General features: G+C 71.8%; 21 protein-coding genes and 1 pseudogene. 18 read left to right on the top strand and 4 right to left on the bottom strand.

The annotated features are described in order from the left end of the window. Positions 1 to 68 precede the first annotated feature (68 nt). The 4 genes from alr to C3488_RS01910 all read left to right on the top strand — a co-directional run bounded on the left by alr (position 69) and on the right by C3488_RS01910 (position 3,362). Positions 69 to 1,232, top strand: a complete 1,164-nt coding sequence (alr, locus tag C3488_RS01925; RefSeq protein WP_103837518.1) for an alanine racemase — start codon at positions 69 to 71, stop codon at positions 1,230 to 1,232. A gap of 68 nt (positions 1,233 to 1,300) precedes the next feature. Further along, a complete protein-coding gene (locus tag C3488_RS01920) occupies positions 1,301 to 2,533 on the top strand; it encodes an alpha/beta fold hydrolase (protein WP_103837517.1) in 1,233 nt (410 codons plus the stop codon). Next, positions 2,502 to 3,029: a tRNA (adenosine(37)-N6)-threonylcarbamoyltransferase complex ATPase subunit type 1 TsaE gene (tsaE, locus tag C3488_RS01915; protein WP_103837516.1), complete on the top strand. Its 528-nt coding sequence runs from the start codon at positions 2,502 to 2,504 to the stop codon at positions 3,027 to 3,029. The genes C3488_RS01920 and tsaE overlap by 32 nt, the downstream gene beginning before the upstream one ends. 150 nt (positions 3,030 to 3,179) lie before the next feature. Next, entirely contained in the window at positions 3,180 to 3,362 is a 183-nt protein-coding gene (locus tag C3488_RS01910; RefSeq protein WP_103837515.1) for a hypothetical protein, read from the top strand. A gap of 43 nt (positions 3,363 to 3,405) precedes the next feature. On the opposite strand, the gene C3488_RS01905 is transcribed toward C3488_RS01910, so the two are convergent. Further along, positions 3,406 to 3,960 (bottom strand): hypothetical protein, encoded by a 555-nt coding sequence (locus C3488_RS01905; protein WP_181138845.1) that lies wholly within the window; start codon positions 3,958 to 3,960, stop codon positions 3,406 to 3,408. A gap of 123 nt (positions 3,961 to 4,083) precedes the next feature. Here C3488_RS01905 and tsaB point away from each other — a divergent pair, with 123 nt between their 5' ends. From tsaB to C3488_RS01865, 10 genes and pseudogenes are all read left to right on the top strand, one after another. Beyond that, positions 4,084 to 4,737 carry a tRNA (adenosine(37)-N6)-threonylcarbamoyltransferase complex dimerization subunit type 1 TsaB gene (tsaB, locus tag C3488_RS01900; RefSeq protein ID WP_103837513.1) on the top strand — a complete coding sequence of 218 codons (654 nt, stop codon included), beginning with the start codon at positions 4,084 to 4,086 and terminating at the stop codon, positions 4,735 to 4,737. 8 nt (positions 4,738 to 4,745) lie between these two features. Continuing rightward, positions 4,746 to 5,276, top strand: a complete 531-nt coding sequence (rimI, locus tag C3488_RS01895) for a ribosomal protein S18-alanine N-acetyltransferase (RefSeq protein WP_103837573.1) — start codon at positions 4,746 to 4,748, stop codon at positions 5,274 to 5,276. Next, positions 5,269 to 6,366, top strand: a complete 1,098-nt coding sequence (tsaD, locus tag C3488_RS01890) for a tRNA (adenosine(37)-N6)-threonylcarbamoyltransferase complex transferase subunit TsaD (RefSeq protein ID WP_103837512.1) — start codon at positions 5,269 to 5,271, stop codon at positions 6,364 to 6,366. Before rimI ends, tsaD begins: the two co-directional genes overlap by 8 nt. After that, the gene (locus C3488_RS01885; protein WP_103837511.1) at positions 6,363 to 6,620 is read left to right on the top strand and encodes a hypothetical protein; all 258 of its coding nucleotides are present in this window, start codon (positions 6,363 to 6,365) and stop codon (positions 6,618 to 6,620) included. The genes tsaD and C3488_RS01885 overlap by 4 nt, the downstream gene beginning before the upstream one ends. A 72-nt stretch (positions 6,621 to 6,692) precedes the next feature. Further along, on the top strand, positions 6,693 to 6,872 hold the full coding sequence (locus tag C3488_RS42320; RefSeq protein WP_308460650.1) for a LacI family DNA-binding transcriptional regulator: 180 nt from the start codon (positions 6,693 to 6,695) through the stop codon (positions 6,870 to 6,872). A gap of 81 nt (positions 6,873 to 6,953) precedes the next feature. Continuing rightward, a pseudogene (locus C3488_RS42495) lies at positions 6,954 to 7,657 on the top strand (substrate-binding domain-containing protein). Then, positions 7,614 to 7,739 (top strand): hypothetical protein, encoded by a 126-nt coding sequence (locus C3488_RS42490; protein WP_374955391.1) that lies wholly within the window; start codon positions 7,614 to 7,616, stop codon positions 7,737 to 7,739. The pseudogene C3488_RS42495 and the gene C3488_RS42490 overlap by 44 nt, the downstream one beginning before the upstream one ends. Before the next feature lie 158 nt (positions 7,740 to 7,897). Continuing rightward, positions 7,898 to 8,977: an LCP family protein gene (locus C3488_RS01875; RefSeq protein ID WP_103837510.1), complete on the top strand. Its 1,080-nt coding sequence runs from the start codon at positions 7,898 to 7,900 to the stop codon at positions 8,975 to 8,977. A 122-nt stretch (positions 8,978 to 9,099) separates the two neighbouring features. Then, the gene (locus tag C3488_RS01870) at positions 9,100 to 9,456 is read left to right on the top strand and encodes a YciI family protein (protein WP_103837509.1); all 357 of its coding nucleotides are present in this window, start codon (positions 9,100 to 9,102) and stop codon (positions 9,454 to 9,456) included. A gap of 44 nt (positions 9,457 to 9,500) precedes the next feature. Beyond that, positions 9,501 to 10,784, top strand: a complete 1,284-nt coding sequence (locus tag C3488_RS01865) for an RNA polymerase sigma factor (protein ID WP_258053252.1) — start codon at positions 9,501 to 9,503, stop codon at positions 10,782 to 10,784. On the opposite strand, the gene C3488_RS01860 is transcribed toward C3488_RS01865, so the two are convergent. Further along, on the bottom strand, positions 10,781 to 11,953 hold the full coding sequence (locus C3488_RS01860; RefSeq protein WP_258053251.1) for a class I SAM-dependent methyltransferase: 1,173 nt from the start codon (positions 11,951 to 11,953) through the stop codon (positions 10,781 to 10,783). The genes C3488_RS01865 and C3488_RS01860 overlap by 4 nt on opposite strands. Positions 11,954 to 12,043: 90 nt before the next feature. Here C3488_RS01860 and C3488_RS01855 point away from each other — a divergent pair, with 90 nt between their 5' ends. From C3488_RS01855 to groL, 4 genes are all read left to right on the top strand, one after another. Then, positions 12,044 to 13,003, top strand: coding sequence for a polysaccharide deacetylase family protein (locus C3488_RS01855; RefSeq protein WP_103837507.1), 960 nt, complete (start codon positions 12,044 to 12,046; stop codon positions 13,001 to 13,003). Further along, the gene (locus C3488_RS01850; protein WP_258053250.1) at positions 13,000 to 13,812 is read left to right on the top strand and encodes a polysaccharide deacetylase family protein; all 813 of its coding nucleotides are present in this window, start codon (positions 13,000 to 13,002) and stop codon (positions 13,810 to 13,812) included. The genes C3488_RS01855 and C3488_RS01850 overlap by 4 nt, the downstream gene beginning before the upstream one ends. Positions 13,813 to 14,166: 354 nt before the next feature. After that, positions 14,167 to 14,475 (top strand): co-chaperone GroES, encoded by a 309-nt coding sequence (gene groES / locus C3488_RS01845; RefSeq protein ID WP_009190181.1) that lies wholly within the window; start codon positions 14,167 to 14,169, stop codon positions 14,473 to 14,475. 116 nt (positions 14,476 to 14,591) lie between these two features. Continuing rightward, on the top strand, positions 14,592 to 16,217 hold the full coding sequence (groL, locus tag C3488_RS01840) for a chaperonin GroEL (protein ID WP_103837506.1): 1,626 nt from the start codon (positions 14,592 to 14,594) through the stop codon (positions 16,215 to 16,217). Between the two features lie 69 nt (positions 16,218 to 16,286). Here the strand turns inward: groL and C3488_RS01830 are convergent, their stop codons facing one another. Beyond that, the gene (locus C3488_RS01830; RefSeq protein WP_103837505.1) at positions 16,287 to 16,994 is read right to left on the bottom strand and encodes an ester cyclase; all 708 of its coding nucleotides are present in this window, start codon (positions 16,992 to 16,994) and stop codon (positions 16,287 to 16,289) included. A gap of 75 nt (positions 16,995 to 17,069) precedes the next feature. Then, positions 17,070 to 17,843 (bottom strand): SDR family oxidoreductase, encoded by a 774-nt coding sequence (locus C3488_RS01825; protein ID WP_103837504.1) that lies wholly within the window; start codon positions 17,841 to 17,843, stop codon positions 17,070 to 17,072. Between the last annotated feature and the right edge of the window lie 76 nt (positions 17,844 to 17,919).

The following is a 17,919-nucleotide window of genomic DNA, read 5'->3' as shown; positions in this document are numbered from 1 at the left end:
TGCCGGAACGCTACCCGCCGGTACCGTCATCCCCGGGCCGTCCGGCCCCTCTGAGACACTGGGGCGCGATGGAACGAATCGAGACAGCCCCCCTGCGTGCCCGCGCCGAGATCGATCTGGCGGCCCTGCGGGCGAACGTGCGTGCCCTGCGCGCCCTCGCGCCCGGCGCGGCGCTGATGGCCGTCGTGAAGTCGGACGCGTACGGCCACGGGGCCGTGCCGTGCGCCCGCGCGGCCCTGGAAGCCGGCGCCGAGTGGCTCGGCACGGCCACGCCCGAGGAGGCCCTCGCGCTGCGCGAGGCCGGAGTGCCGGGTCGCGTCCTGTGCTGGCTCTGGACCCCCGGCGGTCCCTGGCAGCGTGCCGTCGAGGCCGACATCGACGTGTCCGTCAGCGGCCTGTGGGCCCTCGACGAGGTGCGCGAGGCAGCCGCCGCGGCGGGCGTGCCCGCCCGGGTCCACCTCAAGGCCGACACCGGCCTCGGCAGGAACGGCTGCCAGCCCGGCGACTGGCCGGAACTCGTCGCCGAGGCCCTGCGCGCCCAGGCCGACGGCCTGGTCACCGTCGTCGGCCTGTGGTCCCACTTCGCCTGCGCCGACGAACCCGGCCACCCCTCCGTCCAGGCCCAACTGGCCCGCTTCCGCGAGATGGTGGCGCACGCCGAGCAGCAGGGCGTGCGCCCCGAGGTGCGGCACATCGCCAACTCGCCCGCCACGCTGACCCTGCCCGAGGCCCACTTCGACCTCGTACGCACCGGAATCGCGATGTACGGCATCTCACCGAGCCCCGAACTCGGCACCCCCGCCGACCTCGGACTGCGCCCGGTGATGACCCTCAAGGCATCGCTCGCCCTGGTCAAGCAGGTCCCCGGCGGCCACGGCGTCAGCTACGGCCACCTGTACACCACTCCCGGCGCCACCACCCTCGGCCTGGTCCCGGTCGGCTACGCGGACGGCATCCCGCGCCACGCCTCCGGCACGGGACCGGTCCTGGTCGACGGCAAGCTGCGTACCGTCGCGGGGCGGATCGCCATGGACCAGTTCGTCGTGGACCTGGGCGGCGACGAGCCCCCGCCCGGAACCGAGGCGGTCCTCTTCGGCCCCGGCGACCGGGGCGAACCCACCGCCGAGGACTGGGCGCAGGCGGCCGGAACCATCGCTTACGAAATCGTGACCCGGATCGGAACCCGCGTCCCGCGCGTCTACGTAAAGGTGAACGCGGAACAGGATGGGTAATCCACACGGGTGAGCCGGGGCAGACGTACGGCTGAACGGGCGGGGAGCCCGGCACGAAGGAGCGGGACGTGAGCGAGAGCAGTGCGGAGGCGGCGGGGGCCGTCGCCGACGCGACCGTCGCTGCCGCCGGCAACTGGCGTCTCGCCGGTCTCGCCGGCGCCGCGATAGGCGTCGTCGCGGCGGGTGCCGCGGCCGGCGTCGCGATCGAGCGGATGACGGTCGGCCGCGGCATGCGCAGGAAGGCCCGGCTGGCCCTCGACTCGGCCGGGCCGTACGGCACCCTCCGCGGCATCCCCGGCAAGGCGTACGCGGACGACGGCACCGAGCTGTACTACGAGGTCGACGACGTGGAGACGGGGGAGAGGATCCCCGCGCAGCGCCGCCGCCGGCTCTTCGGGCGCAAGGCCCCGGCCCCGGTCACCGTCGTCTTCAGCCACGGCTACTGCCTCAACCAGGACTCCTGGCACTTCCAGCGGGCCGCGCTGCGCGGCGTCGTCCGCACCGTGCACTGGGACCAGCGCAGCCACGGCCGCTCCGGGCGGGGCATGGCGCAGGCCGACGGCACACCGGTCTCCATAGACCAGCTCGGACGCGACCTGAAGGCCGTGATCGACGCGGCCGTGCCCGAGGGGCCGATCGTGCTCGTCGGCCACTCCATGGGCGGCATGACGGTCATGGCCCTCGCCGACCAGTACCCGGAACTGATCCGCGACCGGGTCGTCGGGGTCGCCCTCGTGGGTACGTCGTCCGGGCGGCTCGGTGAGGTCAACTTCGGACTGCCCGTCGCGGGCGTCAACGCGATACGCCGCATCCTGCCCGGAGTGCTGAGGGCACTCGGGCAGCAGGCCGAGCTGGTGGAGAAGGGACGCAGGGCCACCGCCGACCTGTTCGCGGGGATCATCAAGCGGTACTCGTTCGCGTCCCGGGACATCGATCCGGCCGTGGCCCGGTTCGCCGAGCGAATGATCGAGAGCACGCCGATCGACGTGGTCGCCGAGTTCTACCCGGCCTTCACCGACCACGACAAGACGAAGGCGCTCGCCCGCTTCGCCGACCTTCCGGTGCTCGTCCTCGCCGGAGTGCAGGACCTGGTCACCCCCAGCGAGCACAGCGAGGCGATCGCCGATCTGCTGCCGGACGCCGAACTGGTGCTCGTGCCGGACGCCGGGCACCTGGTGATGCTGGAGCACCCCGAGGTCGTCACCGACCGCCTCGCCGACCTCCTGATGCGCTCGGGAGCGGTCCCCGCAGGGGCTACCGTGGGGGGCTATGGAAGCACCAGCACCGCACAGCCCGGCTGAGGCCCCCACGCCGGGAGTCACCGTCGAGCTCACCGTCACCTCCCCCGAACAGATGCAGGAACTGGGGCGCCGGCTGGCCAAGCTGCTGCGCGCCGGCGACCTCGTGCTGCTGAACGGCGAGCTGGGCGCGGGCAAGACCACGCTGACCCGCGGGCTCGGCGAGGGCCTGGGAGTGCGGGGGGCGGTCACCTCGCCGACCTTCGTGATCGCCCGCGTGCACCCCTCCCTCGGGGACGGCCCCCCGCTGGTCCACGTGGACGCGTACCGGCTGGGCGGCGGCCTGGAGGAGATGGAGGACCTCGACCTCGACGTCTCGCTGCCGGAGTCGGTGGTCGTCGTGGAGTGGGGCGAGGGCAAGGTCGAGGAGCTGACGGAGGACCGCCTGCACGTGACGATCCACCGGGCGGTGGGCGACACGACGGACGAGGTCAGGCATGTGACGCTCGCGGGGTTCGGGGAGCGCTGGGCGCAGGTGGACCTGGGAGCGCCCCTCTAGCGGCGTGGGACCCGTGCACCATGCGGAGCAACGTCCCGACAAGGCGTCGGCAAGATATTGCGCCGTGGGCATCCGGCGTGGTCACATGGTCGTAAGGACCGTGGTCAGGTCTGCCTAACCCTGTCGCCCCCGCGACACCAGGAGGCGTCCATGCCGGCTTCAGAACGCGACGAGGCGCAGCCGCGCGTGGTGCCCGGGTCGGGCAGCGTGTCGATGAAGGATCTGCTCGCGTCGTGCGCCGCGGCCGAGGCGGTCTCGACGCCGCCGAGGGACCCGGCGCCGGGGCAGCCCCAGTCGGCTCCCGTGACCGAGGACCGGCGCAGGGCCGCGTAGGGCGGTCGCGCAAGGCGTGGCGTCCGCCGGCTGACGACGACCACTACTTGACCACGACCACCTTCTGGTTGATCGTCGCGAACTCCCACATCGCCGTGCCGTCCGCACGGCTCTCGCGGATTCCACCCAGTTTCTTCGACGCGTCCGGCTTCGGCGTCGAGCCGTCCACGGCCGCGCTGAAGCCGAACACCACGCCGTCGCTCAGCGCGAACCGCACGATGTGCTCCACCTGCTTGCCGTCCGAACCGGTCCCGGCCGCGGTCCGGGACGTCACCGGGTACGTGCCCGGTGCCGGGTCCACCGTCCCCGGCATCACGGTGAAGGTCCGCTCCACCTTGTTGTCCGTGCCGACCAGCCACACCCGGTCGTCGTCGAGCGAGTACACGACCCGCTCCCCGGTGCCGGAGTTCCCGGGCAGCGCCGCCGCCTTCGTCTTGTCCCGCGCGGCCTTGGACGCGCCGGCCCCCGGAGACTTCTTCACCTGCGGCTTGCCCAGCGTGTCGGGCACGTTCGCCGACGCCTGGTAGGCGAGGAAACCGACCGCGGCGACGGCCGCCACGGTGAGCCCGGCCACGAATCCCGAGCTGCTCCTAGCCACCCTTGCCCACCTCTCGACACCGTGCACGCGCTTGCGTCGCACACCTTTGCTGTGACGGTAGCAGCAGCCGCGATGCGGACCGGCCCGGCCGTGCGAGGGGCGCGGGCGCCGTACGCTGTTTGCGTGCTCTTGCTCGCTCTGGATACCGCCACTCCCGCCGTGACCGTCGCGCTGCACGACGGCACGTCCGTCGTCGCCTCGACGAGCCAGGTCGACGCCCGGCGGCACGGGGAATTCCTGCTGCCCGCCGTCGACCGGATCCTCGCCGAGGCGGGCACCCGGCTCGACGCCGTCACCGGCGTCGTCGTCGGTGTGGGCCCCGGCCCGTACACCGGGCTGCGGGTCGGCCTGATGACCGCCGACACGTTCGGACTCGCGCTCGGCGTGCCCGTGTACGGCCTGTGCACCCTCGACGGCCTCGCGTACGCCTCCGACCTGACCGTGCCGTTCGTGGTCGCCACGGACGCGCGCCGCAAGGAGGTCTACTGGGCGCGCTACGAGGACGCCCGCACCCGTGTCACCGAGCCCGCCGTCGACCGCCCCGCCGAGATCACCGAGAAGGTCGCGGGCCTGCCCGCCGTCGGCGCCGGCGCGCTGCTGTACCCGGACACCTTCCCGGACGTCCACGAGCCCGAGCACGTCTCGGCGGCGGCCCTCGCCTCCCTGGCCGCCGAGAAACTCGCCCGGGGCGAGGAACTGCCCGCACCCCGTCCGCTGTACCTGCGCCGCCCCGACGCGCAGGTGCCCAAGAGCTACAAGGTGGTCACGCCGAAGTGACCGAGCCCGTGACCCCGCCCGAGACGCCCCGGCTGCGCGAGATGCGCTGGTGGGACATCGATCCCGTGCTGGAGCTGGAGAAGGACCTCTTCCCGGAGGACGCCTGGTCGCGGGGCATGTTCTGGTCCGAGCTCGCGCACTCCCGGGGCCCGGAGGCCACCCGCCGCTACGTCGTGGCCGTCGTGGGCGAGCGCATCGTCGGCTACGCGGGGCTGGCCGCCCAGGGCGAGCTCGCCGACATCCAGACCATCGCCGTGGCCCGTGACCACTGGGGCACGGGACTCGGCGGGCGGCTGCTGACCGAGCTGCTGCGCGCCGCGACCGCGTTCGAGTGCGCCGAGGTGATGCTCGAGTGCCGGGTCGACAACGTACGCGCGCAGAAGCTGTACGAGCGCTTCGGCTTCGAGGCCATCGGGTTCAGGCGCGGCTACTACCAGCCGGGGAACGTGGACGCCCTGGTGATGCGTCTGACCACCACGCCCGACGGCGCCTTCGCCGCGGGCTCCCCATCAGTACGAGGAACCGAGATCAATGGCTGACCAACCCCTGGTCCTGGGGATCGAGACGTCCTGCGACGAGACCGGAGTCGGAATCGTCCACGGGACCACCCTCCTCGCGGACGCCGTCGCGTCCAGCGTCGACGAGCACGCGCGCTACGGCGGGGTCGTCCCGGAGGTCGCGTCGCGCGCCCATCTGGAAGCGATGGTGCCGACCATCGAGCGCGCGCTGAAGGACGCGGGAGTCTCCGCGAAGGACCTCGACGGCATCGCGGTCACCGCCGGGCCGGGCCTGGCCGGAGCCCTGCTGGTCGGCGTGTCGGCGGCGAAGGCGTACGCGTACGCGCTGGGCAAGCCGCTGTACGGCGTCAACCACCTGGCCTCGCACATCTGCGTGGACCAGCTCGAGCACGGCGCGCTGCCGGAGCCGACGATGGCGCTGCTGGTCAGCGGCGGCCACTCGTCGCTGCTGCTCTCCACGGACATCACCTCGGACGTACGGCCGATGGGTTCGACGATCGACGACGCGGCGGGCGAGGCCTTCGACAAGATCGCGCGCGTGCTGAACCTCGGCTTCCCGGGCGGCCCGGTCATCGACCGGTACGCCAAGGAGGGCGACCCGGAGGCGATCGCGTTCCCGCGTGGTCTGACCGGCCCGCGGGACCCGGCGTACGACTTCTCCTTCTCCGGTCTGAAGACGGCCGTGGCCCGCTGGATCGAGGCCAGGCGCGCGGCGGGGGAGGAGGTGCCGGTCCGTGATGTGGCGGCGTCCTTCCAGGAGGCGGTGGTGGACGTGCTGACCCGCAAGGCGGTGCGCGCCTGCAAGGACCAGGGCGTCGACCATCTGATGATCGGCGGCGGAGTCGCGGCGAACTCCCGCCTGCGCGTCCTGGCCCAGGAGCGGTGCGAGGCGGCCGGCATCCGCCTGCGCGTGCCCCGCCCCAAGCTCTGCACGGACAACGGCGCGATGGTCGCCGCGCTGGGCGCGGAGATGGTCGCCCGGGGCCGTCCGGCTTCGTCCTGGGACCTGTCGGCCGACTCGTCGCTGCCGGTGACGGACCCGCATGTGCCGGGCAACCTGCCCGACCACGACCATGTGCACGAGGTGAGCAAGGAGAACCTCTACTCGTGACGGTCGCGCTGATGTGGGAGGCCCGGGCGGTCGCCGGCCGGGGCGAGGAACTGCTCGCCTGGGCCCGCGCCCAGGAGCTGACGCCTCCGCCGCTGCGCCGCGAGACCTTCCGGGCTCCGCAGGACCGCGTCCTCGTCATCACCTGGTGGGACGCGGAGTTCACCGCCTACCTCCCCGAACTGCCCGAGCCGGACGGGGAGTTGGTCGCCCGTGCGGTGCACCGGTGGCGGTTCGAGTCGGTGACGGCGGACTGACGGGCCTCAACCCCGTCCCTTTCCGCATCGTTCGGGTGGTGTGTCGAATCTTCCGGGCATGCGAACCGGCGCATGACTCCCGCGCAATCCGCCGGCACGAACGGAGCGCGGCGCTCCGGGCGGACCGCCACGCTCGCCGAGATAGCCCGTGAGGCGGGGGTGTCGGCGCCCACGGTGTCCAAGGTGCTCAACGGCCGGGCCGATGTCGCTTCGGCGACCCGGACCCGTGTCGAGGAACCGCTGCGCGTCTAGGGCTATCGCCGGCGCCGGGCCGAAGCCGGACGTGCGCCGCTGATCGACCTCGTCTTCCACGAGCTGGAGAGCTCCTGGGCGATGGAGGTCATCCGCGGAGTGGAGAACGTGGCGCGCGAGAGGGGGCTGAGCGTGGTGCTGTCCGAGAGCGGGGGACGGCTCACTCCCGGCCGTACCTGGGCCGACCAGGTCGCCGCCCGCCGCCCGCACGGTGTGATCCTCGTGCCGTCCGGCCTGGACGCCTCCCAGCGCGCGCTGCTGACCAGCGGTTCCATCCCGTTCGTCGTCATGGACCCGGCGGGCGGCCCGGGCGACGACGTGCCGTCCGTCGGCGCCACCAACTGGCACGGCGGCCTCGCCGCGACCCGGCACCTGATCGAGCTGGGGCACACCCGGATCGGCGCGATCAGCGGGCCCGCGCGCATGATGTGCAGCCGCGCGCGGGCCGACGGCTACCGGGCGCCCCTGGAGACCGCCGGGCGCCCGTGGATCCGGACCTGGTCCGGACGGGCGACTTCCACCACGAGGCGGGCTACCGGCTCGGCCGCGAACTGCTGCGCCGCCCGGACCGGCCGACGGCTCTCTTCGCGGGCAACGACCTCCAGGCGCTGGGGGTCTACGAGGCGGCGCGGGAGCTGGGGTTGCGCATTGCGGAGGACCTCGGCGTGGTCGGCTTCGACGATCTGCCAGTAGCTCGCTGGGTGGGGCCGCCGTTGGACCGTACGGCAGCCGCTCACGGAGATGGCGGAGGCGGCGGCGCGGCTGGTACTGGACCTCGGCCGTGAGGAAGCGCCCACGGCGGCGACCCGCGTCGAGCCGGCGACCAGCCTGGTGGTGCGCAGCAGCACCGGGGCGCCTCCCGTGTGACCAACCGGGCCATGCCGACCCGGAGTTGACGTGCCGGCCTACGAGACTTTCGTGTCCCTCCGCAGGGCCGCAGGGCCGCCGGACTGAGGGTGGGACGAGAAGGTGAGATTTTCCGAAGAATGATGCTCCGCTGTCTCTGCTCGCAATAATTCGGACTTATGTTCCTCCGTGTGGCTTCAGCTGAAGCACCTGGGGACGGGGACGGGGAGGGTGACGGGGGCGTGGGAAGACGCGGCGGCCGGCGGACACGGCTGGTCAGATTCGTCGGCGCGGTGATCGCGTGCGGCGTCGTCCTCACGGCCGCCGGGGCGGCCTGGGCGTACTGGCATCTCAACCACAACATCAAGAGCGTCGACATCGACCGCGCGCTGGGCACCGACCGCCCGACGCGCCCGGCGCCCTCGCCTTCCGCGTCCGCCTCACCCCTGCCGAGCGGCGCCCTGAACATCCTGGTGCTGGGCTCCGATTCGCGCAGCGGCAAGCAGAACGCCGCCCTCGGCGGGGGCGACATCTCGGGTGCGCGTTCGGACACGGCGATGGTGGTGCACATCGACGCGGGCCGCACGAAGGCCACCGTCGTCAGCATCCCGCGCGACACCCTCGTCACCCGCCCGTCGTGCCCGCTGGCGTCGGGCGGCAGGACGGCGGTGGCGTACGGGGTGATGTTCAACACCGCCTACGAGCTGGGCGGTCCCGTCTGCGCGGTCAAGACCGTCGAGTCGATCACACGGATCCGCATGGACCACTTCCTGGAGATCGACTTCTCGGGGTTCGCCAAACTGGTGGACGCGCTCGGCGGTGTGTCGGTGACCACGGACCAGGACATCGACGACGACAAGAGCCATCTGGACCTGAGGGCGGGCGCCCACCACCTGAACGGCACCCAGGCCCTGGCCCTGGCCCGCACCCGGTACGGCATAGGCGACGGCAGCGACCTCGGCCGCATAGCCCTTCAGCAGAAACTGGTGAAGGCGCTGCTGGACCAGCTCGCCTCGACTGACCTGCTCACCGATCCCGCCAAGCTGTACCGGGTCGCCGACGCGACCACCGGCAGCCTGACCACGGACACGGGCCTGGACTCGCTGCCGGAGCTGACGCGTCTGGGCGAGAGCCTGAGGGGTCTGACGTCGAAGAACGTGACGACGGTGATGATGCCGGTGGTGCCCGCCCCCTCGGACGCCAACCGCGTGGTGGCGAAGGAACCGGCGGCGGGCGATCTGTGGGCCTCGCTGCGGTGAGGAAGGCGCGGAAAAAAACTCATCGAAGAAAATCCGCGGGGCGTGTCGATCCTCGGCGCGGTCGTTCGACGTATGGGGTGTGAGGCCGGGAACAGCCCGGCCGCCGTACCCGAGGAGTCACCATGCCGCGTTACCTGTCGATCGTGCGCGTCGACGAGACCACCGCGCCCGCGGAGGGCCCCAGCCCCGAGCTGATGCAGCGGATGGGCGAGCTGATCGAGGAGATCACCAAGGCCGGGGTCATGCTCGACACCGCCGGGCTCACGCCGGCCGCCCAGGGCGCCCGGGTGCGCTGGGAGGGCGGGAAACTCTCCGTCACGGACGGCCCGTTCACCGAGTCGAAGGAGGTCATCGGCGGCTACGCGCTCATGCAGTGCAAGGACAGGGCCGAGGCGATCGAGTGGGCCAAGCGGTTCGTGAAGGTGCACGAGGAGTACTGGACGATCACCTGTGAGGTCCGGGAGATCGCCGAGGCGTGAGCGCCGCTTTGCGTCCGCGCGCCGAGGGTGTTGCATGGTGGGCTGTGGAACAGCAGCCCGCCCCTGCCCCCGACGGCCCGGTCGGCGCCATCGAGACCGTCTTCCGGATGGAGTCCCCGCGCGTCATCGCCGGTGTCGCGCGGATCGTCCGGGACGTCGGGATCGCCGAGGAGCTGGCGCAGGACGCCCTGGTCGCCGCGTTGGAGCAGTGGCCGCGGGACGGGGTGCCCGACAACCCGGGCGCCTGGCTCATGGCCGCCGCCAAGCACCGCGCGATCGACCTCGTGCGCCGCCGGGAGAGGTACGCGCGCAAGCTGGAGGAGGTCGGGCGGGACCTCGAGGCGGCGCCGTACCACGTGAACGTGCCGTCCGACCCGGACGACATCGACGACGACCTGCTGCGCCTCGTGTTCACCGCCTGCCACCCGGTGCTGTCCGCCGAGTCCCGCATCGCGCTCACCCTGCGACTGCTCGGCGGGCTGACCACGGCCGAGATCGCACGCGCGTTCCTCGTACTGGAGGCCACCGTCGCGCAGCGCATCGTCCGCGCGAAACGGACGCTCGCGACGAAGGGCGTCGCCTTCGAGGTGCCGTACGGTCCCGAGCGGGAGGCCCGGCTCGGGTCCGTGCTCGAGGTCATCTACCTGGTCTTCAACGAGGGGTACGCGGCCACGGCCGGCGACGACCTGCTGCGCCCCGCCCTGTGCGAGGACGCCCTGCGGCTGGCCCGGGTGCTGGCCGAGCTGATGCCGAAGGAGCCCGAGGTGCACGGGCTGGCGGCGCTGCTGGAGTTCCAGGCGTCCCGCACGGCGGCCCGCACCGGGCCGGACGGCGGGCCCGTGCTGCTGAAGGACCAGAACCGGGCGCGCTGGAACCGCCTGCTCATCGCCCGCGGCATCGCGGCCCTCGGACGCGCCGACGAGGTCTCCCCCAAGCTGTCGGCTTCGGTCCCTGGCCCGTACGTCCTGCAGGCCGCGATCGCCGCCTGCCATGCGCTCGCGCACACGTACGAGGAGACGGACTGGGCGCGTATCGCCACCCTGTACGGTCTGCTGTCCGCCCGCTGCCCGTCACCCGTCGTCGAGCTGAACCGCGCGGTCGCCGTCTCCATGGCCGAGGGACCGGGCCCGGCCCTGGAGATCGTCGACCGGCTGGCCGGCGAACCGGCCCTGCGCGACTACCACTTGCTGCCGAGCGTCCGCGGCGACCTGCTGGCCCGGCTCGGGCGCGCGGCCGAGGCCCGCGAGGAGTTCGTCCGGGCCGCAGCCCTCTCCCGCAACGAACGGGAGCGCGAGCTGCTCACGGCGCGCGCGGAGGACTGTCGTTAGACGGGGTGCCCGAGCAGCATGGTGGGCGCCCCGGCGACCCGGGTCAGGAACACGGTCACCGCGTTCGGGCCGTGCGGCTTGGGCAGGACCTTGCGGCGCAGTTCCTCCGGTTCGACGGCCGAGCCGCGCTTCTTCACGGTCAGGATCCCGACCTCCCGCTCCCGCAGCAGCGCCTTCAGCTTCTTCACGTTGAAGGGGAGCCGGTCGGTGATCTCGTACGCGGTGGCGTACAGGGAGTCGCGGCGCCCGTCCGCCGTCACATAGGCGATCGTCTCGTCGATCAGCCCGCCGTCCACGTCCTCGGCCACCTCCGCCACCAGGTGGGCGCGGATCACGGCGCCGTCGGGTTCGTAGAGGTAGCGGCCGAGCGGACGCACCGGCGGGTCGGGCAGACCGCGACCGCGCAGCACGCGCGGTCCGGGCAGGAGCGTGGCCCGTACCTCGCCCGGCCGCGTGCCGAACCACAGCACTGCCTCCTTCACGTCCCCGCCGTCCGAGATCCACTCGGCCTCCGCCTCGCCGGGCACCATCTCGTGCGGGATGCCCGGCGCCACCTTGAGGGCGGCGTGCCGGGCCTTCAGGGCCGTGGCCACCGCCCAGGACAGCGGGGGCGAGTACGCCTCCGGATCGAAGATGCGGCCGCGTCCTCCTCGCCGCGCGGGATCGACGAAGACGGCGTCGTACGAGGAGACGTCCACCTCGGTGACGTCGGCCTCGCGGACCTCGATCAGGGAGGCGAGGCCCAGCGCGTCGGCGTTCGCGCGCGCCGCGGCCGCCGTCAGCGGGTCGCGGTCCACGGCCAGGACGCGGATGCCGGCCCGGGCGAGCGCGATGGCGTCGCCGCCCACGCCGCAGCACAGGTCGGCGACGGAGGCCACGCCGAGGGCCCGGAAGCGCTCGGCGCGGTGGGTGGCGACCGTGGCCCTGGTGGACTGCTCGACGCCGTTCGGAGTGAAGAACATCCGCTGCGCGTCGCCCACGCCGAACTTCGCCGCCGCCCGCTCGCGCAGCCGCGCCTGTGCGAGGGCCGCGGAGACCAGCTCGGCGGGGTGCTCGCGGCGCAGCCGGGTGGCGACGGCCAACTCCCGCGCCGGGTCGGTGCCGCGCACCTCGTCCAGGAGGGCGCGGCCCTCGGGAGTGAGCAGGGAGGCGAAGGAGAGGTCGTTCACCCGGTCATTGTCGGCCAGTCGGTGGACGGCGTGCGCCGGGCCGCGGTGTCGGCCCGCCGTGGCGGCCGATGACTGGAAGGATCCGGCATCATGCGACTCGTAGGACAAGATGACAAAAAGTGCGCAAAATGCACTGCTGTCCGTGTGCCGCGCTTGACGGGTCCTGTGCCGACGGTCGCGGCCCGCGCCGGCCTCGCCGTCCTGGCTGCCACCGCCCTTGCCGTCGGGTGCACCGATCGCGAAGGGGTGCACGGCGCGCACGGCCCGCAGGAGCCCTTCAGACCCCCGGCGGCGCGCGCCCTCGACGAGTACGCCACCAAGCTGCGCGCCGCGTACGCCCAGCGCGTGGCCGCCGCCAAGCGCTGGGGGCTGAACAAAGTGCCGCTGGTCGCTCCCCCGCCGCCGGAGGAGAAGCCGGTGATCACCTTTCGCAAGGGGTTCGAGGTGAAGGACGGCGACGACCTGCCGCCGATCTTCACGACCGTCCCCACGAAGGACAGGGTCGTCTTCCTCACCATCGACGACGGCGACGAGAAGGACCCGGCGTTCCTGCGGATGATGAGCGACCTGAAGATCCCGTACACGGCGTTCCTCAGCGACTACCTGATCAAGGATGACTACGGGTACTTCCGGAAGATGCGCGATCGCGGCGTCACGCTCGACAACCACACCCTGCACCACCCCTACCTGCCGGGGCTGTCGTACGAGGAGCAGCGGCAGGAGATCTGCGGCATGCAGGACGTCATGGAGGAGCAGTTCGGCAGGCGCCCGACGGTCTTCCGGCCGCCGTTCGGGAACTACAACAGGGACACCCTGCGCGCCGCGAAGTCCTGCGGCATCAGATACGCGCCGATCTGGGACGAGGAGGTCTATGCCGACCACTGGGAGTACCGCGAGTGGGACCGCGGCCTGCACCCCGGGGACATCGTGCTGACGCACTTCCGCGGCCGGGCGGACTGGAACGGCACGATGCCCGACGTGATCCGCAGGTTCCTGAGGAAGGTGACCGACGAGGGGTACGCGGTCGCACGCCTGGAGGACTACCTGTGAGGGCACGGCGGCTGCGGGCGCTGCTGGCGGGGATCCTGGCCGCCGCGGTCCTGTCCGGGACGGCGGGCTGCGCCCAGTCGGTCGACCCCATCGAGCGGCTGGGCAAGAAGGCGGCGCAGAGGGTGCGCAGGTCGTACGGCCCCCACGAGGGGGCGTACCGCCACTGGGGGCTCACCGCCCCGCTCGCGCCCGCGCCCTGGCCGGCCCGCCCCCTGCCCCGGCACACCGACGCGGACGAGGAGACGCTGCCGGAGGTGCTCGACCGCGTCCCCACGCACGACAAGGTCGTCTTCCTCACCTACGACGAGGGCGCTGAGCGGGATCCGCGGTTCGTCGAGATGGTCCGGGAGCTGCGGCTGCCCGTCAGCGTGTTCCTCACGGACACGGCCGTCGGGCCGGCGTACGCGCGAGTCGCGCGGCTACGGGCGGCAGGGGCGACCATCCAGAACCGCACCATGGACCACGCCGGACTGCGCGGCCGGCCCTACGCGGAGCAGCGCGCCCAGATCTGCGCCGGGCGGGACCGTCTGCGCTCCCGCCTGGGCCGGCGCCCCGTCCTGCTGCGCCCGCCCTACGGCCGGTACGACCGCACGACCCTCCGGGCCGCGGCGGACTGCGGCATCAAGGCCCTGATCCTGTGGCGCCCGACGCGCGCCTACGGAAGGGCCACGGCCCTCCATCCGGGCGACATCCTCCGCCCTCACGAACCGGGTCGCCCCCTGACGTCCCTGACCGCGGAAACGACCCGCGTCCTGCGCCGCCTGCAGTCGAGGGGCTTCACGGTGGCCCGCTTGGAGGACTACCTCTGACCGGGGCACCGGGAGGTGGAACCACCCTGTCCGGGGGTCCCCCCTGCTCGAAGAGCTTGGGGAGTCCGAGGACGAGGCCGTCAGGCCGATAGAGGGTCTGGGGGTGGAGCCCCCAGGCGGTCGCCCCACCCCGGGTGAACACCAAAGGGGCAACCGAACTCCACGGCGCGCGCCGCACGCATTGGCACTCCGCTTGACCGAGTGCTAATCGCGGTCATAGTCTCGGCTCTGGCACTCGCCACCGGAGAGTGCCAACAAAGCGACGGGCAGGTCCGGCACCCGCGACGACGGATCGACCTGGTCGCCACCTCAGACAGTTAACCCCGTGAGATCTCCGAAGGGGGAGGTCGGATCGTGACGACCGCCAGCTCCAAGGTTGCCATCAAGCCGCTCGAGGACCGCATCGTGGTCCAGCCGCTGGACGCCGAGCAGACCACGGCCTCTGGCCTGGTCATTCCGGACACCGCCAAGGAGAAGCCCCAGGAGGGCGTCGTCCTGGCCGTGGGCCCGGGCCGCTTCGAGGACGGCAACCGCCTTCCGCTCGACGTCAAGGTCGGCGACGTCGTGCTCTACAGCAAGTACGGCGGCACCGAGGTGAAGTACAACAACGAGGAGTACCTCGTTCTCTCGGCCCGCGACGTGCTCGCGATCATCGAGAAGTAAGTCACCTCAGCATTCCTGCTGTGAGCTGCGCCCCTGGCCCCCGCGACCGATAAGAGAAGCCGGGCGCCCGGGGCGCAGTTTCGTTAACCAAGATTTCCGAGAGGGCTCCCGCTGCCATGGCGAAGATCCTGAAGTTCGACGAGGACGCCCGTCGCGCCCTCGAGCGCGGCGTCAACAAGCTGGCCGACACGGTCAAGGTGACCATCGGCCCCAAGGGCCGCAACGTCGTCATCGACAAGAAGTTCGGTGCCCCCACCATCACCAACGACGGCGTCACCATCGCCCGTGAGGTCGAGATCGAGGACCCGTACGAGAACCTCGGCGCCCAGCTGGTCAAGGAGGTGGCGACCAAGACCAACGACATCGCGGGTGACGGCACCACCACCGCCACCGTGCTCGCCCAGGCGCTGGTGCGCGAGGGCCTGAGGAACGTCGCCGCGGGTGCCTCCCCGGCCGCCCTGAAGAAGGGCATCGACGCCGCCGTCAAGGCCGTCTCCGACGACCTGCTGGCCACCGCGCGCCCGATCGACGAGAAGTCCGACATCGCCGCCGTCGCCGCGCTGTCCGCCCAGGACCAGCAGGTCGGCGAGCTGATCGCCGAGGCGATGGACAAGGTCGGCAAGGACGGTGTCATCACCGTCGAGGAGTCCAACACCTTCGGTCTGGAGCTGGACTTCACCGAGGGCATGGCCTTCGACAAGGGCTACCTGTCGCCGTACTTCGTGACGGACCAGGAGCGCATGGAGGCCGTCCTCGACGACCCGTACATCCTCATCAACCAGGGCAAGATCTCCGCCATCGCGGACCTGCTGCCGCTGCTGGAGAAGGTCATCCAGGCCGGCTCCTCCAAGCCGCTGCTGATCATCGCCGAGGACGTCGAGGGCGAGGCCCTGTCCACCCTGGTCGTCAACAAGATCCGCGGCACCTTCAACGCGGTCGCCGTCAAGGCCCCCGGCTTCGGTGACCGTCGCAAGGCGATGCTGCAGGACATGGCGGTCCTCACCGGCGCCACGGTCGTCTCCGAGGAGGTCGGCCTCAAGCTCGACCAGGTCGGCCTCGACGTGCTGGGTTCCGCCCGCCGCGTCACCGTCACCAAGGACGACACCACGATCGTCGACGGCGGCGGCAAGTCCGAGGACGTCGCGGGCCGCGTCGCCCAGATCAAGGCCGAGATCGAGACCACGGACTCCGACTGGGACCGCGAGAAGCTCCAGGAGCGCCTCGCCAAGCTGGCCGGCGGCGTGTGCGTGATCAAGGTCGGCGCCGCCACCGAGGTGGAGCTGAAGGAGAAGAAGCACCGCCTGGAGGACGCCATCTCCGCGACCCGCGCCGCGGTCGAGGAGGGCATCGTCTCCGGTGGTGGCTCCGCCCTCGTCCACGCCTCCAAGGTGCTGGCCGACGGCCTCGGCAAGGTGGGCGACGAGGCCACCGGTGTCGCCATCGTGCGCCGCGCGGTCGTCGAGCCGCTGCGCTGGATCGCCGAGAACGCGGGCCTGGAGGGCTACGTCATCGCCTCCAAGGTCGCCGAGCTGGAGAAGGGCAACGGCTACAACGCCGCCACCGGCGAGTACGGCGACCTGATCAAGGCCGGCGTCATCGACCCGGTCAAGGTCACCCGCTCCGCCCTGGAGAACGCCGCCTCCATCGCCTCCCTGCTTCTGACGACCGAGACCCTGGTCGTCGAGAAGAAGGAAGAGGAGGAGCCCGCCGCGGCCGGCCACGGTCACGGTCACGCCCACTGACGCACGACGCACGTCGCGCAAGGCCCGGTGCCCCGAGAGGGTGCCGGGCCTTCCCGCTGTCCCGGCGTCCTACCGCTCGAGCTCGTCCAGCGCCCCCAGCTGCTCCATCAGCCCGAGCTGGTCGTGCTGCCACCAGGTCTCGGCGATCTTCGCGTCCTCACCGAAGCGGAAGAGGGTCATCCCGGTCATGGTGACCTTCCGTCCGGTGGACGGGATCCCCAGGAACTCGCCCTTGTGGGTGGCGTCCCAGGTCCACCGCGCGCACACCCGGTCGCCCTGTTCGATCAGGTCCTCGACCGTGAAGGTGAAGTCGAAGGCGTCCCGCCACATCCGGTACTCGCGCCGGATGGCGTCCAGGCCGATGGTGTCTTGCGGGTTGACCGGGTCGTGGCTGTGGCATCCCTCCGCGATCAGGTCGTTCAGCGGTGGCAGTTCGCCCGCCGTCGCCAGCGTGTCGAACAGGCGCCGCACCGCATCCGTGTACAGCTGCTCGTCCCGCACCACTTCCAGATCGACGAAGGTGGGCATCTCGTCGCACAGGGCGACCATCTCGCGGAAGACCTGATCGGTCTCCGGGAGGTTGGAGTTCCGCATCGCCTCCTCGTAGGAGGGGAACTCCACGATCTCGATGAAGTGCGAGGCGTCGGACCGGTCCCTGCCGATCACGTCGTGGGTCGCCGTCCGCCTGCCCCTGGTCTTCTCGACCCATCTGTCCATGATCCGGTTCATCTCGTCGAACCGGCTGGTCCTGCAGTCGATGAGCTGCACGAATGTCATGACGCCGCCTCCGGCCCCCTGGGTCCTGACGCAGATATGCCCCATTTTCCCACCCGAGGGGCGGCGTCACCCGTGCTACTGCGGCCCGTACTTGCGCCCCGTCCGCGAGCTGATCCCGCCCAGCAGCGCGCGCGGCGTCACCTTCACCACGCCCATCAGGACCTTGTACCGCGGGTCCGGGATCGACAGCGTCCTGCCGCGGGCCAGGTCGGCGAGCGCGGTGGCGACCAGCTTGTCCGCGTCCAGCCACATCCAGTTGGGGATGTTGTCCGTGCCCATCCCGGCCCGCTGGTGGAACTCGGTGCGGACGAAGCCCGGGCACAGCGCCATCAGCCGCACGCCCGACCCGGCCAGGTCCTTCGCGGCGCCCTGCGTGAACTGCACGACCCACGCCTTCGACGCCCCGTACGTGCCGCGCGGGACGAACGCCGCGACCGAGGCCACGTTGACGATCCCGCCGCGACCGCGCTTCCGCATCGCCTCCGCCGCCGCGCTCGTCAGCCGCAGCACCGCCTCGCAGTGCACCTTGAGCATCCGCAGCTCGTCGGCCATCGACACGTCGAGGTAACGGCCCTTGTTGCCGAAGCCCGCGTTGTTCACGAGCAGGTCGACCGGGTTCTTCAGGTCGGACAGGCGACCGGCCACCGCCTCGATGCCCTGGTCGGTCGCCAGGTCCGCCGTCAGCACCTCTGCCTCGATGCCGTGCCGGTCGTGCAGCTCGGTCGCCTGTTCCCGCAGCCGCTTGGTGTCGCGCGCCACCAGGACGAGGTCATGGCCGTCGGCGGCCAGCCGCCGTGCGAACGCGGCGCCGATGCCCGCGGTCGATCCCGTAATCAGAGCCGTTGTCATGACCCAACGATAGTGACCCGGAGTCGGCGAGTCCGCCTGGCGGACCGGGCATTTCACCGGTCGCGCCGCCAACGTT

This window comes from Streptomyces sp. Ru72, assembly GCF_002920635.1.
GTDB lineage: Bacteria > Actinomycetota > Actinomycetes > Streptomycetales > Streptomycetaceae > Streptomyces.
This window is presented reverse-complemented; position numbering and strand designations above follow the sequence as displayed.

Coding starts and splice junctions, on each gene's coding strand:
- alr (WP_103837518.1), top strand. CDS start 69: ATGGAACGAATCGAGACAGCCCCCCTGCGTGCCCGCGCCGAGATCGAT.
- tsaE (WP_103837516.1), top strand. CDS start 2,502: ATGGAAGCACCAGCACCGCACAGCCCGGCTGAGGCCCCCACGCCGGGA.
- C3488_RS01910 (WP_103837515.1), top strand. CDS start 3,180: ATGCCGGCTTCAGAACGCGACGAGGCGCAGCCGCGCGTGGTGCCCGGG.
- tsaD (WP_103837512.1), top strand. CDS start 5,269: ATGGCTGACCAACCCCTGGTCCTGGGGATCGAGACGTCCTGCGACGAG.
- C3488_RS42320 (WP_308460650.1), top strand. CDS start 6,693: ATGACTCCCGCGCAATCCGCCGGCACGAACGGAGCGCGGCGCTCCGGG.
- C3488_RS42490 (WP_374955391.1), top strand. CDS start 7,614: ATGGCGGAGGCGGCGGCGCGGCTGGTACTGGACCTCGGCCGTGAGGAA.
- C3488_RS01875 (WP_103837510.1), top strand. CDS start 7,898: ATGTTCCTCCGTGTGGCTTCAGCTGAAGCACCTGGGGACGGGGACGGG.
- C3488_RS01870 (WP_103837509.1), top strand. CDS start 9,100: ATGCCGCGTTACCTGTCGATCGTGCGCGTCGACGAGACCACCGCGCCC.
- C3488_RS01855 (WP_103837507.1), top strand. CDS start 12,044: ATGCGACTCGTAGGACAAGATGACAAAAAGTGCGCAAAATGCACTGCT.
- groL (WP_103837506.1), top strand. CDS start 14,592: ATGGCGAAGATCCTGAAGTTCGACGAGGACGCCCGTCGCGCCCTCGAG.
- C3488_RS01830 (WP_103837505.1), bottom strand. CDS start 16,994: ATGACATTCGTGCAGCTCATCGACTGCAGGACCAGCCGGTTCGACGAG.
- C3488_RS01825 (WP_103837504.1), bottom strand. CDS start 17,843: ATGACAACGGCTCTGATTACGGGATCGACCGCGGGCATCGGCGCCGCG.